Below are 13,685 nucleotides of genomic sequence, written 5' to 3'. Positions count from 1 at the left end.
CGTCGCCGCAGAGCAGACCTGACCGCGCCTGTCGCCGATCAGCTGAGCGCGTGCGACACCAGACGCTCGAGAGTGCGGATGCCGTCGCGCGACAGGATCGATTCCAGGTGCCCCTGGACCGATGCGAAGCGATCGCCGCGAAGCGCGTAGACATCGCCCGAGTCCGGGTCGGCCGACACGTCCACCGCCCCGACCGACGTCGTGCCGGGCGCTACGCGTGCCGTGAAGGTGTTGTAGAAGCCGATCGAGGCGTCCTCGCCGAACACGGGCACCGACTTCTGCAGCCCCTGGTGCGGCGCGGCGAGGGGTGTCAGCGCGATGCCGAGACGATCACTGAGGATCTGGTGGCTCAGGCACACCGCGAGAAGGGGCGACCGGGCATCCACGCGGCGCGACACGACATCTCGCAGTCGGCTGATGCGGTCGCTCTCCACGTCACGGGGATCACCGGGTCCAGGCCCCGCAACCACGAGGTCTGCGGCATCGAGCTCTGCGTCGTCGGCATCGCTCCAGGCGCGGATCGTGACATCGAGACCCAGATGGCGCAGCTGGTGCGCCAGCATCGTGGTGAAGCGGTCCTCCGCATCGACGACGATCGCCGACCGGCCTGCGAATGGGCCGGTCAGATCGTCGCCCTGCGGATTCAACCAGAAGTCCGCGAGTCGCGCGTTGCGTGACGAGAGAAGATCCGACACGGCCGAGTCATCGGCGAGGCTCTGTGGCTCGCCCGGGGCGTCAGCGTCGTCGCGTGCCTCGGCGACGCGGTCTCGGTCGATCGCGCCGATGGCACCGAGGACGCCGGCGGCCTTGCCGTGGGTCTCCGACACCTCGCCGTGCGGATCCGAGTGCCGAACGAGCGTCGCACCCACCGGGACGCTGAGCGAGCCGTTCTGCAGATAGACGGTTCGTATCAGGATCGGTGCATCGAGGTCGTGCCCTCCGTCGACGTTCGGAGTGAACAGGGCGGCGACGCCGGAATAGTAGCCGCGCGGCTTGCTCTCGTGGCGATGGATCACCGCGCACGCGTTCTGCATCGGAGAGCCGGTCACGGTCGGCGCGAACATCGTCTCGCGGAGGATGTCGCGGGGGTCCAGAGTGCTGCGCCCGCGGAGCATGTACTCGGTGTGGGTGAGGCGCGACATCTCCTTCAGATGCGGTCCGGTGATGCGCCCGCCGTCGGAGCAGACCGCGCTCATCATCTTGAGCTCTTCGTCGACCACCATGAAGAGCTCCTCGGTCTCTTTGGTGGAAGAGAGGAAGTCGACCAGCGTCTCGCGAGTCGCACCGCCGGCCGGGTGGCGGAAGGTGCCCGAGATCGGGTTCATGGTGACGACGCCGCCTCGCGCGACGACGTGCGCTTCCGGGCTCGCTCCGACGGCGATGTGGCCGGGCGTCACGACCGCGAACGTCCAGTACGCGCCGCGTTCGTGCGTCAGCAGGGCGCGGAACCAGGTGAGGGCCGCGGTGCGGTCGTCGACATCGATCTCGGCGGTGAAGTCGCGACGGATCACGAAGTTCGCGCCTTCACCGCGGCCGATCTCGTCGGCGATCACGGTCTCGACGATCGCAGCGTATTCGTCGTCGGCGATGTCGAAGCCGCCCTCACGCAGCGGGACCGGGGCGGACGGCAGCGCCGAGACCAGCTCAGGCGCCGGGAGGTGCAGGTGCTCGTCGACGACGATGCAGCGCAGTGGCGCGCCGTCGTCCTGGGCGACGAACCCGCGTTCGCGCACCTGACGGTACGGGACCATGGCGAAGATCTCCCGCGGAGCTCCGTCGATCGTGAGCGGGATGTCAGCGAGCAGGTCGACGTCGACGACCTCGCCCGTGAGCAGTTCGACGGTGTCGGCGCCATCGCGCGCTATCAGCACGAAAGACGCAGACGGATCTGCTGTGAGCTCGGCAAGACGTGAGAGGGTCATCGGTGTCTCCTGTGCGTGGCTCCGGCTCGGCTCAACGAAAAGACCGCCCCGGAGGCGGTCTGGATTCGTGGGAACGCGAACACACCGCCTAAGAGGCGGGCCACCAGGTGAAGTTCGCGAGCATGGGCTGAAAACTATCACACCGACGCGTCCCGGATCGGCCGCATGACGCGAGATGCGCACCGCCCGGCGTCCAGCCCGCGTGCATCCAGGCGGCGTAGGCTGGGAGTTGTGCCAGCCGTGAATCTTGGGATGCCGAAGATCCCCGAAGTCCTCGCCCCGCGCCGCAAGTCTCGCCAGATCAAGGTGGGCAAGGTGCTCGTGGGCGGCGACGCCCCCGTCACCGTGCAGTCCATGACGACGACGAAGACGACGGACATCAACGCGACGCTCCAGCAGATCGCCGAGCTGACCGCATCCGGATGCGAGATCGTCCGTGTCGCGGTGCCCCACCAGGACGACGCGGACGCGCTGAAGATCATCGCCATGAAGAGCCAGATCCCGGTCATCGCCGACATCCACTTCCAGCCGCGCTACATCTACACCGCGATCGACGCGGGCTGTGGCGCCGTGCGAGTGAACCCCGGCAACATCCGCGAGTTCGACGGCAACGTCGGCAAGATCGCCGAGGCTGCCAAGGCCGCAGGCGTCTCGCTGCGCATCGGCGTCAACGCCGGTTCGCTCGACCGCCGCATCCTCGCCAAGTACGGCAAGGCCACGGCGGAGGCGCTCGTCGAGAGCGCCGTCTGGGAGGCATCGCTGTTCGAGGAGCACGACTTCCACGACTTCAAGATCTCGGTCAAGCACAACGACCCGATCGTCATGGTCAAGGCATACCGCCAGCTCGCCGAGCGGGGCGACTGGCCGCTGCACCTCGGTGTGACCGAGGCGGGTCCCGCCTTCCAGGGAACCATCAAGAGCGCCACGGCGTTCGGAATCCTGCTCGGAGAGGGCATCGGAGACACCATCCGCGTGTCCCTGTCCGCTCCGCCTGCCGAAGAGGTCAAGGTCGGGCATCAGATCCTGCAGTCGCTGAACCTCCGCGAGCGCAAGCTCGAGATCGTCTCCTGCCCGTCGTGCGGGCGTGCTCAGGTCGATGTGTACACCCTCGCCGAGAACGTCACCGAGGGGCTGAAGGACATGACCGTGCCGCTGCGCGTCGCGGTCATGGGATGCGTCGTGAACGGGCCCGGCGAGGCTCGCGAGGCCGATCTCGGTGTCGCATCCGGCAACGGCAAGGGACAGATCTTCGTCAAGGGCGAGGTCATCAAGACCGTTCCCGAAGCGGACATCGTCGCGACGCTGATCGAAGAGGCCAACAGGATCGCTGCCGAGATGGGGCCCGAGGCGCCCCTCGGCACCGCCCAGGTCGTCACGGTCTGACCTCTGAGCAGTCCCTCCGATCGACACGGTCGCGCTTCCCCTCCGAGGAGAGACGGCGATCGTCATGAACATCTCAAGGAGCCCCATGTCCTCGTCGACCGTCGTGTCGTTCGCCGGTGGCGATGTCTCGGGATCGAGCACCGTCACCCGGGTCGAGTCCACAGCCGCGGGGACCGTCGTCGTCGCCGACGCCACGCCTTTCCACCCCGTCGATCACACGTGGCCCGATCAGCCGGGTGACAGCGGTGAGATCACGCTCGACGGGTCGGCGGTCCGCGTCTCCGAGGCGGTGATGGCGGCCACCTCTGATGAGGGTGAATTCGCCGTCGGCGCGGACATCCCGGTCAAGCGCGGCGCTGAGGGGTGGACCTGGCTCGTCGGCCACCCGCTCGAGGGGGAAGCCCCGTCCTGGCTGATCGAAGGGGCGCGCGTGGAACTGTCGGTGGATTCGTCCCGGCGGGCCGGCCTCAGTCGCGGACACACCGCCTGCCACCTCGCATCGCTGTCGCTCGACCTGGCGCTCGCCGACCTCTGGCGCAAGGATCCGGGAGCGGATGCCCTGGGCAATCCGAACTTCGAGGGCAAGGCGAATCAGTCCAGCCGCATCCACGCCGACGGGGCGGTGGACGAATACCGGCTGGGCAAGAGCCTGCGCCGGGCAGGCTTCGACACCGAGACGTTCGCCGCGACGCTGGCTGACCGTGAGGCCGCGATCAACGCGCGGCTGGCCGAATGGGTGGCATCGGGCGCGCCGAGCAGAGTGGTCACCGACGGTGCGACGATCGTCGACCGCCGTACCTGGCACTGCGAGCTTCCGGAGGGCACGGCGGAGATCCTCTGCGGCGGCACGCACGCGGCGTCCCTCGCCGAGTTCGTCTCGATCTCCGTGACCCTCGATCTGACGGATCCGCAGCTGCTCGTCATGACCACGCGGGCGGTGCCTGCAGCGTGAGCCCTGCTCAGCGCACGAAGCCGCTCTGCACCCGGCCACCTGCGCGGTCGAGTTCGTCGTCGACCGCGGCTGCGAAGCCGACGTAGTCCTCAGCGAGCAGAGGGGTGCTCAGCAGCTCGGCCCGCTCACGGCTGAGGTCGCGGAGCCGCCGCGGCAACCATTTGCCCGTCGCGATCCAGTGTCCCTCGCGGAGAAGCATGAGCTCCGCGATCCTCTCGAACAGGATGGCGGCCTCGACCCGCTGTTCGAGTGGGTCCGTCGCGTCCCGGAGGTCGTCGAGCACGTCGGTGATGACGTAGCGACGGAGGGCGGATTCCTGCGCGTTGAGCGAGGGGCCCTCGTCGAGCAGCGTCCGCCAACGACGGCGGAGCGCGGAGAGGCGACCATCGTCGCGTATCGCGATGCCCTCGACGAGCATGTGCACCGTCACCGGGCGGTGCTGGGCGACACCTCGGTCGGCCCACTCGTCGAAACCCGAGGGGGTATAGGCGAAGACCTCGAAGATCTCACCCTCGAACTCGTGGGTCGAGGCCTCGCTCGTCTGCGCCTCGGATGCGAACAGGTCGTCCCCGAGGAGAAGCAGGTCGATGTCGCTCGACGGCGTCCGGTCTCCTCGGGCGGTGCTCCCCGCCACGACCGCGACGTCGGCCCCGGGGTAGCGAGCGGCGACGAATCGTTCCGCGATGGCGAGGTGGTCCACGCCGCCAGCGTAACGCCCGCCGCAGGGGTGCCCGGGTCAGCGAGTCGCCGCGCCGATTCCTTGCTCCGACTCAGAGGGTGAACTCGATCTCTCCTCGGGTGATGTCCACCCTCTCGACGCGGAGCCGCACGATCGAGCCGGCGACGGTGTCGGCCGGCACCGGGGCAGAGCCCGTCACCGCGGGATCGGCGATCTGGACGGTCGCTCGCTCGTCGCGCATCTCGATCACGGTCGCATCCACGGATGCGCCGACCAGGGGCGACATCAGTGCGGCCTCGACGCAGTTGATCGTGGCGGAATCGAGTCGCGAGGCACGCTGCCCGGACTCCTGCATCAGAGCAGGAAGCTCGGCAAGCGACTCGCGAACCCAGTCGGGAACCTCGCGGCCCTCGGACACGGCGAGACAGATCGCGAGCGACCAGCGATCGACGAGTCGACGCAGCGGCGCCGTGGCGTGAGCGTATGGCGCCGCGATGGCGGCCTGTTCCACGTCGGGCGGCACCGAGCCGTCGAAGGTCACGTACCCTGCGCCGCGGAAGAGCGATGCCGCCGCTTCGAGGATCGGGAGGGTCAAGGGGTCTTCGCGATCCAGTTCACGCAGATAATCGCCGTATCGGCCCGTCGTCCACGGACGGCCGAGCGCCTCGGTCTGATGACGGAACGCGTCGAAGGACTCATCATCGGGCTGGGGCATCGTCCGCAGGATCCCGATGCGTGCCTCGATCATCAGCGACGCGGCCGCCATGCCGGTCATCAGGGACAGCTGAGCGTTCCACTCCTCGACGGGTAGCGGATGCCGGCGTTCGATCGAGTAGGTTCCGTCGATGCCTCGCACGACCTCTTCGTCCGGGAGGTTCAGGCTCGCACCGCCGCGGATCTTCTCCTGAGCGATCCGTAGAGCCCCGATCTCCGGCAGCAGCTCGGCCGGGCCCGCTTCGCCCCGATCGAGGCTCGCCTGCGTGCTCGCGTAGTCGAGCTGCGCTCGAGAACGGATCAGCGCCCGCTCGAGCCGGAACTCCTCCACGACGCCGGCGGAATCCAACGAGAAGGTCCAGACGAGAGCCGGACGATCGACATCTGCCAGCAGCGACGCCCGATCCTCGCTGAGCACCTTCGGATGCAAGGGGACCGTGCCATCCGCCGCATAGAGAGTCTGGCCTCGCCGGCGGGCCTCTGCGTCGACAGCGCCACCGGGACCCACGAATCCGGGCACATCGGCGATCGCGTAGTGAACGGTGTATCCGGATCCCCGGCGTTCGAGGTGGAAGGCCTGGTCGAGGTCACGCGACCCGAGCGGGTCGAGTGTGGCGAACGGGATGTCGCGCAGATCGAGCTCCGGGGTGGCGGCATCGGACGCCGCGGCCTCGGCCAGCACCGTGGCGGGGAAGTCTGCGGGAGCGCCCAGAGACTCTCGCAGAGCTGCGAGCGCCGCGGAGAGTTCGGTCTGCGCGGCGGACGGAGCTACGTGGGATCGGCGCTGAGGCATGACCCCACACTATGGCTCCAGGGGCGTGGGAGCCGCGCGACGACGCCCTGCCCGATGCGGCGACGGAGAGCCGGGCGCTCGCATGTCGTGCGGGGGAGAACCTGTGATTCGCGTGTCCGTCCGGCCCGGACCGGAATGCTGGGCGTTAGCGTGGTGACATGACCACTGCTGCGAAAGCCCAGACCCTGCTCGGACTCTACGAGGCGCCGGAGATCCTCCGTGTCGTGAACGTATGGGACGTCGTGTCCGCCCGCGCCATCGCGAAGCTTCCGGAGACCAAGGCCATCGCGACGGCCGGTCACGGCATCGCCGCGTCGTTCGGCTTCGAGGATGGCACCATCACGCGCGACATCATGATCGACATGGTCGGCCGCATCGCGGCATCCGTCTCCGTTCCGGTGACCGCCGACCTCGACGACGGATACGGCGACGCCGGAGAGACCACGCGCCTCGCGATCGGCGCAGGCGTGGTGGGAGCGAACATCGAAGACCGCCTCAAGCCGTTCGACGAGTCCGTCGCGGCGGTCGAGGCGATCGTCAAGGCGGCAGAGGCCGAGGGTGTTCCCTTCGCCCTGAACGCCCGCACCGACGCCTTCGTGCGCGCCGGGCACCGCCCGGTCGCCGAGAGCATCGCCGATGCGATCCAGCGTGGCCGGGCTTTCCTCGACGCCGGCGCCACGGCGGTCTTCGTCCCCGGGATGCTCGACGCCAACATCACGCGCCAGCTCGTGGAGGGGCTCGGAGAGGGCAAGCTCAGCGTCATCGGACTTCCCGGAACCCTCGCGGCATCGGAGTACGAGAAGCTCGGCGTCGCCCGCATCTCCTACGGGCCTCTCCCGCAGCGGGTCGCGCTCACCGCGGTCCAGGATCTGGCGGCGAGTCTCTACGCCGGCGGTGTGATCCCCAACGGCCTGCCCGCTCTCAACTGACCCATCGCGAAATCGAGTGACCGCCGGTCAGTAGACTTGCCCGGTGGTCACTCGTCTTTCGAATCTCTTCCTCCGCACGCTCCGCGAAGACCCTGCAGATGCAGAGGTCACCAGCCACAAGCTGCTGATCCGCGCCGGATACATCCGCCGCGCGGCACCGGGAGTCTTCACGTGGCTGCCACTCGGGCTCAAGGTCAAAGCCAGGATCGAGGCGATCGTTCGCGCGGAGATGGCGAACGCGGGCGCGCAGGAGGTGCACTTTCCGGCGCTGCTCCCGCGAGAGCCCTATGAGCTGTCGGGTCGCTGGGAATCGTACGGCGACGGGATCTTCCGCCTGCAGGACCGCAAGGGCGCTGATTACCTCCTCGCGCCCACCCACGAGGAGATGTTCACGCTCCTCGTGAAGGACCTCTACTCGTCCTACAAGGATCTGCCTCTCACGATCTTCCAGATCCAGGACAAGTATCGAGACGAAGCGCGCCCGCGCGCCGGACTGCTCCGCGGCCGCGAGTTCACGATGAAGGACGCATACTCCTTCGACGCATCGGATGCGGGTCTCGAGGCCAGCTACCAGGCGCAGCGCGATGCCTACGAGCGGATCTTCCAGCGGCTCGGCCTCGAGTACGTGATCGTGAATGCCGACAACGGACTCATGGGCGGTGCCCGGAGCGAGGAGTTCCTGCACCCGACCCCTGTCGGCGAAGACACGTTCGTGCGCAGCGCGGGTGGCTACGCCGCGAACGTCGAAGCCTTCTCGACCGCCGTTCCCGCCGCAGTCGCCTTTGACGCGGATGCTGCGCCGGTCATCTTCGATTCGCCGAACACGCCGACGATCGAGACGCTCGTGGCGCACGCGAACGCGCACCTGGAGGGCGAGTACACCGCTGCCGACACCCTCAAGAACGTCGTGCTGGCGCTGACCCACGTCGACGGCACCCGCGAGCTGGTCGTCGTGGGCATCCCGGGTGATCGCGAGGTCGACGAGAAGCGTGCAGAGGTCGCATTCGCACCCGCTGAGGTCGAGACGGCCACGGCCGAGGACTTCGAGAAGAACCCGCTGCTGGTCAAGGGGTACATCGGCCCGTGGTCACCGACGGGCGCCGTGCTCGGCGACGAGTCCGCCACCGGGATCCGCTACCTGGTGGATCCTCGCGTGAGCGAGGGCACCAGCTGGATCACCGGCGCCAACCTCGACCAGAAGCATGCGCACTCGGTCGTCGCGGGGCGGGACTTCTTCGCCGACGGCATCGTCGAGATCGCGGACGTCAGGGCGGGCGATCCCGCTCCCGACGGCTCGGGCCCCGTGGAACTCGCGCGCGGCATGGAGATCGGTCATGTCTTCCAGCTCGGACGGTTCTTCGCCGAGACGCTCGGCCTGAAGGTCCTCAACGAGAACGGCAAGCTCGTCACCGTCACGATGGGTTCGTACGGCATCGGCGTGACGCGCATCCTCGCGATCATCGCGGAGTTGAACAACGACGACAAGGGGCTCATCTGGCCCGCATCCGTCGCACCCTTCGACGTGCAGGTCGTGGCCGCCGGTCGTGACCAGGTGGCGTTCGACGTCGCGGCGGATCTGTCGGCCCAGCTCGAATCCGCGGGCCTCGACGTGCTCTACGACGATCGTCCGAAGGTCTCGCCGGGAGTCAAGTTCGGTGACGCGGAGCTCGTCGGCGTTCCGCAGATCGTCATCGTCGGCCGTGGGGCCGCAGACGGCCAGGTCGAGTTGTGGGACCGACGCACGGGGGACCGCACCGCGGTGTCCGTCGCCGAAGCCGTGGCGCAGCTGGCCCGCCGCTGACGTCGCAGACCCGGAATGCCGCGCACCTCGCAGGTGCGCGGCATTCGTCTGTTCGGAGCCGTCCGTCAGCAGACGATGCGCCCGTGGTTCATGATGTCGTCGTCGGGGGTGTCCTTGGTCACGAGCGCCTTGAGCGCTCCCGCCGCCATGGCGATCTTGCCCTTGGACGGTTCCCAGAACTCGGTGACCGTCGGCGTCACCTTCAGGAGAGCGATTCCGGGCGTGTCGAGTCCGTCCTCGAACCAGATGTCGAGCGAGGGCGAATAGAGCTCCTCCATCTTCGCGCGGTCGTGCACCACGGATGCGTTTCCCGCCACCGACACGTAGCGCATTCCCTTCGCATCGCAGTACGACAGCCCGACCTGACGGTGAGCCCGCGCCTCCTCGACCTTCTCCGTGTCTTCGGCGGTGAAGAACCAGATGTCTCCTGCGTCGTCCATCTGCCGAGTCGACATCGGTCTGCTCACGAGGTTGCCGCCTTCGTCGGTCGTCGTCAGCATCGTGAAGTCGATGTCCTCGACGAGCTCGGCCACGCGTGCCAGTGCTTCCGGTCCAGTGATCTCTGTCATACCGGCACTGTGACGCAGAGCCGCCGTATTCGCACGGGCGTTGACACCGGGCCGTACGCGTGGTGGGTGCGGTCGGCGGCGTTGCGGTGCCCCGCCCGTGACGCGCTCATGACAGGCTGAGGACATGACCGACGAACCGCTGTCGGCGTCGCTGAGCGCCGAGATCAACAACGTCCTCGACGAAGCCGGGGTCAAGACCGATCGCCGACTGGTGATGCGCATGATGCGCACGGCGGTGCTGCTGGGGGAGGACGGCACGGATCGTCTCGATCTCAAGATCGCCTCCGCGGCCCTCGCCGAGATGCGGGACGCCTTCCGGCTGTTCGCACCGTTCGAGGGTGTGCCCAAGGTCACGGTCTTCGGATCGGCCCGGACCCTGCACGACGACCCGCTCTACGTCCAGGCCCGCGACGTGGCCGCCGCACTCGCAGCGGATGGATGGATGGTGGTCACGGGCGCCGGACCGGGAATCATGCAGGCCGCCGCTGAGGGTGCCGGTCCCGCGCTCTCGCTCGGAGTCTCAATCAGACTGCCGTTCGAAGAGAAGGCCAACACCTTGATCGCAGCGAGCGAGCATGTGGTGGCGATGAAGTACTTCTTCACCCGAAAGCTCATGCTCATCAAGGAGTCGAGCGGGTTCATCTGCCTTCCCGGCGGATTCGGCACTCTCGACGAGATGTTCGAGCTGCTGACGCTCCAGCAGACCGGGAAAGCCGAGCCGACGCCGATCGTTCTGCTCGACGAGCCGGGCGGCACCTTCTGGAACGGGCTCAAGCGATTCGTCGATGAGGATCTGGCACCGACAGGCGTGATCTCGGAGGGCGACTTCGATCGCGTGGTCATCACCGACTCGGTCGAGTCGGCCGCGGCCGTGATCGCGGGGTTCTGGCGCAACTACGACTCCCTGCGCTGGGTGGGGGATTCCCTGGTGCTGAGACTGCGTAACGAGCCGACGGATGCAGAGCTCGAGGATCTCAACGACCGGTTCGGCGGGATGCTGGCGAGCGGACGGATCGAACGATCCGCTCCGCGGTCCCCGGAGGTGGCAGACGACGATGTGCTGCACCTACCCCGCCTGGCCCTTCATCTCGACCAGCGGCAGGTCGGGAACCTCTTCCACCTGATCGGAGCGATCAACGCGCTGGAGTCTGCTCCCGCGCGATGATTCCGGCTGCGAAGGAGGGCAGATCGATCGTCCGACCGAGTATCCGCTCGGCCGCGCGGTGCCCCGAGTAGTAGGCCGCCCCCACGGTCGCCGGCTCATCGCCCCAGGTCGCCTCACCGGCGAAGTGCAGCACTCCGTCGACCGGCCCTGCGAGCTCGTCGTGGTCGTGGTGTGTCGATCCGACGGCGAGATGCGAGTACGAGCCGTTCGAGAACCCGTCGTGCCCCCAGCGTGTGACCCAGTGCGCGACGGGTGCGCCGACGGCATCCGGGTAGAGAGCGCGCAGGGCCCCGACGACGTCCGCCACGACCTCTTCGTCGGACAGCTCCTGCATCCGGCGTCCGAACGGGCCGGCGGCGAAGGTCAGCAGGGTCGGGATCCCGCTGACCGCTGAGACGTCGTACCAGGAGTGCCAGTGCTCCCCGGCCTCGCCGAGGGCCCGCAGAACATAGCTGTCCTCGTGCCAGAAGCGTTCCGGGAACTGGACGAACACCTTGTTGAACACCCCCATGCCCAGTCGCGCGATCGGTCCGGCGACCGCCTCGGGCAGGGGAGGGATAAACTCGATGGACTCCGCCTTGAGCACGCCGAGAGGCACGGTGACCAGCGCGCTGCGAGCCGAGAACTCGGCGTTCCCGGTCGACACGGTGACCCCCGCCGCCGTCCGCTCCACGCGGGTGACGACGTGCCCGAGGCGGATGTCGAGACCGGCCGCGATGCGCCGCGGAAGCTCGTCGTAGCCGCGCGGGAAGATGACCTCGTCGCCGTCGATCGCGTCCTCGTCGAGACCGTGCGCGTCGAGGTCCCCGATCCACGCGCCGCACTGCTCCTCGACCCGGTGTCGGAAGAACTCGCGGATCTCGTCGATGCGCTCGGGCTCGAACCCGGAGCGGTCGAGCGCGCGCTCGGTGACATCGAGGTAGGTGTCGCCGGGGGAGGACCGCGCGATCTCCTCGGCCAGCAGGTGATCGGCCCGATCGACGTCGGCGACCCAGCGCGACGTGCCCGCGGCATCCATCGGCCTGCCCTCGCCGTCGAAGTTCTCGATCGGTCGTCCGCCGGCCTGGAAGCTGCCGACCGTGTATTCGAGAGTGGGGATGCCGAGCGTCTGCACGAGGTCCCACAGCGGAGAGTCGTCGATGCCGTGCACCCACGACGCGCCGCGGTCCACGGAGAATCCTGCGGTACGGTCCGTGTGCATGCGGCCGCCCACGCGATCCCGGGCCTCGAGGACGAGGACGTCGGCTCCCGCGTCGCTGAGCATGCGGGCCGCGGTCACGCCCGACATGCCCGCTCCGATCACGATGGTGTCGTACGTCGTCACTGAGTCCTCCTGTGCGCTCGGCAGGGCGTCGATGCGGCCGCCGTCGTGGCGACGCGCGGTGGGCACAGGGTATCGTGGTACGGATGTCGTGCGTGCACACCCGCGCGACGAGAGCTGAATAGGGAGCCGTCATGGATATCGAACTGAGTCTGCTGCGTGGGATCGAGAAGGAGAAGGCGATCCCCTTCGATGAGCTGGTCTCGATCATCGAACAGGCCATCCTGACCGCCTACTCCAAGCACGTCTCCGCCGACGGCGCCACGCCTGAAGGGGTGCGGGTGGAACTGGATCGCCGCACTGGACACGTCGCCGTGCTGCAGGTCGTCAAGGACGAAGAAGGCGCGATCATCGGCGAAGAGGACGCCACTCCCGATGACTTCGGACGCATCGCCGCATTCGCCGCGAAGCAGGTCATCAGTCAGCGCCTGCGCGACATCGCGGATGACGTGGTGCTCGGCGATTTCAAGGACAAGGAAGGCGACATCGTCGCCGGCGTGATCCAGCAGGGACCGAACCCGCGCATGATCCACGTCGATCTCGGCACGGTCGAGGCGATCCTCCCCCCGGAGGAGCAGGTGCCGGGTGAGGAGTACACCCATGGGTCGCGTCTGCGCGTCTACGTGACCAGCGTCGCGAAGGGGCTCAAGGGGCCGCAGATCACCGTGTCGCGCACGCACCCCGGTCTCGTGCGCAAGCTGTTCGCGCTGGAGGTGCCGGAGATCGCCGCAGGACTCGTCGAGATCGTCTCGCTGGCCCGCGAGGCCGGCCACCGCACCAAGATCGCCGTCCGGGCCAACGACCCGGCGATCAACGCGAAGGGCGCCTGCATCGGCGAGATGGGCCGTCGCGTGCGTGCCGTCACCGAGGAGCTGGCCGGCGAGAAGATCGACATCGTCGATCACGACCCGGAGCTCGCGGCGTTCGTCGCGAACGCCCTCTCGCCCGCCAAGGTCACGAGCTCGTTCATCCTCGACGCCAACACCCGGGCCGTGCGCGCGCTCGTGCCCGACTATCAGCTCTCGCTCGCGATCGGCAAGGAGGGGCAGAACGCCCGTCTGGCCGCGAAGCTGACGGGGGCGAAGATCGACATCCAGCCCGACAGCGTCCTGGACTGACCGCTCGTCACGTCGGACTCCCGCCAGCCGCGCGAGTCCGACGGGAACTCAGGTGTAAGATGGAACCCGTACGAACGTGCGTCGGCTGTCGCACGCGTGCTCCCCGCGCCGCTCTTCTCAGAGTGGTGTCCCAGAACGACATCCTCATCATCGATGAGCGTGCCGTTCTGCCAGGGCGAGGCGCGTGGGTGCATCCGACACCGGAATGCGTGGATGCCGCCCTGCGGCGCCGGGCTTTCGGACGAGCACTGCGCGTCTCCAGCGATCTGGACACGCGGATCATCGAACAGCACCCACCAAGAAACAAAGGCTGAACGGCTATGGAAACAAAGTGAACGG

At 68.0% G+C, this 13,685-nt stretch carries 12 protein-coding genes; 7 read left to right on the top strand and 5 right to left on the bottom strand.

Translation table 11 applies throughout. The annotated features are described in order from the left end of the window. Nucleotides 1-38: 38 nt before the first annotated feature. Nucleotides 39-1,922: a chorismate-binding protein gene (locus AB0N61_RS07580; RefSeq protein ID WP_363362854.1), complete on the bottom strand. Its 1,884-nt coding sequence runs from the start codon at nucleotides 1,920-1,922 to the stop codon at nucleotides 39-41. A 252-nt stretch (nucleotides 1,923-2,174) separates the two neighbouring features. On the opposite strand from AB0N61_RS07580, the gene ispG reads away from it, so the two are divergent. Next, entirely contained in the window at nucleotides 2,175-3,305 is a 1,131-nt protein-coding gene (ispG, locus tag AB0N61_RS07575) for a flavodoxin-dependent (E)-4-hydroxy-3-methylbut-2-enyl-diphosphate synthase (protein ID WP_167944670.1), read from the top strand. An 85-nt stretch (nucleotides 3,306-3,390) separates the two neighbouring features. Then, on the top strand, nucleotides 3,391-4,257 hold the full coding sequence (locus tag AB0N61_RS07570; protein WP_363362852.1) for a hypothetical protein: 867 nt from the start codon (nucleotides 3,391-3,393) through the stop codon (nucleotides 4,255-4,257). A gap of 7 nt (nucleotides 4,258-4,264) precedes the next feature. Here AB0N61_RS07570 and AB0N61_RS07565 read toward each other — a convergent pair whose 3' ends face one another. Together AB0N61_RS07565 and AB0N61_RS07560 are read right to left on the bottom strand one after the other, a co-directional pair. After that, nucleotides 4,265-4,957 (bottom strand): nucleotidyltransferase domain-containing protein, encoded by a 693-nt coding sequence (locus AB0N61_RS07565; RefSeq protein ID WP_363362851.1) that lies wholly within the window; start codon nucleotides 4,955-4,957, stop codon nucleotides 4,265-4,267. A gap of 70 nt (nucleotides 4,958-5,027) precedes the next feature. Continuing rightward, entirely contained in the window at nucleotides 5,028-6,443 is a 1,416-nt protein-coding gene (locus AB0N61_RS07560; protein ID WP_363362849.1) for an RNB domain-containing ribonuclease, read from the bottom strand. Between the two features lie 158 nt (nucleotides 6,444-6,601). On the opposite strand from AB0N61_RS07560, the gene AB0N61_RS07555 reads away from it, so the two are divergent. Then, nucleotides 6,602-7,372 carry an isocitrate lyase/phosphoenolpyruvate mutase family protein gene (locus AB0N61_RS07555; RefSeq protein ID WP_167944662.1) on the top strand — a complete coding sequence of 257 codons (771 nt, stop codon included), beginning with the start codon at nucleotides 6,602-6,604 and terminating at the stop codon, nucleotides 7,370-7,372. A gap of 43 nt (nucleotides 7,373-7,415) precedes the next feature. Next, entirely contained in the window at nucleotides 7,416-9,173 is a 1,758-nt protein-coding gene (locus AB0N61_RS07550) for a proline--tRNA ligase (RefSeq protein ID WP_363362846.1), read from the top strand. Nucleotides 9,174-9,238: 65 nt separating this feature from the next. On the opposite strand, the gene AB0N61_RS07545 is transcribed toward AB0N61_RS07550, so the two are convergent. Continuing rightward, nucleotides 9,239-9,742 (bottom strand): pyridoxamine 5'-phosphate oxidase family protein, encoded by a 504-nt coding sequence (locus tag AB0N61_RS07545; RefSeq protein ID WP_363362845.1) that lies wholly within the window; start codon nucleotides 9,740-9,742, stop codon nucleotides 9,239-9,241. Nucleotides 9,743-9,866: 124 nt separating this feature from the next. Here AB0N61_RS07545 and AB0N61_RS07540 point away from each other — a divergent pair, with 124 nt between their 5' ends. Continuing rightward, nucleotides 9,867-10,907, top strand: a complete 1,041-nt coding sequence (locus AB0N61_RS07540) for a TIGR00730 family Rossman fold protein (protein ID WP_363362843.1) — start codon at nucleotides 9,867-9,869, stop codon at nucleotides 10,905-10,907. Here AB0N61_RS07540 and AB0N61_RS07535 read toward each other — a convergent pair. Further along, nucleotides 10,876-12,297 carry an NAD(P)/FAD-dependent oxidoreductase gene (locus AB0N61_RS07535; protein ID WP_363362841.1) on the bottom strand — a complete coding sequence of 474 codons (1,422 nt, stop codon included), beginning with the start codon at nucleotides 12,295-12,297 and terminating at the stop codon, nucleotides 10,876-10,878. The two genes, AB0N61_RS07540 and AB0N61_RS07535, sit on opposite strands and share 32 nt — an antisense overlap. A 65-nt stretch (nucleotides 12,298-12,362) precedes the next feature. Between AB0N61_RS07535 and nusA the strand changes: the two genes are divergently transcribed. Continuing rightward, nucleotides 12,363-13,346, top strand: coding sequence for a transcription termination factor NusA (nusA, locus tag AB0N61_RS07530; RefSeq protein WP_167944651.1), 984 nt, complete (start codon nucleotides 12,363-12,365; stop codon nucleotides 13,344-13,346). A 59-nt stretch (nucleotides 13,347-13,405) separates the two neighbouring features. After that, nucleotides 13,406-13,660 carry a YlxR family protein gene (locus AB0N61_RS07525; RefSeq protein ID WP_167944649.1) on the top strand — a complete coding sequence of 85 codons (255 nt, stop codon included), beginning with the start codon at nucleotides 13,406-13,408 and terminating at the stop codon, nucleotides 13,658-13,660. Nucleotides 13,661-13,685: the final 25 nt, after the last annotated feature.

Origin of the sequence: Microbacterium sp. NPDC089320, from assembly GCF_040684875.1 — a bacterium.
GTDB lineage: Bacteria > Actinomycetota > Actinomycetes > Actinomycetales > Microbacteriaceae > Microbacterium.
Note: the sequence above shows the minus strand (reverse complement) of the source record. Positions and strands in the feature narration are given on the sequence as shown.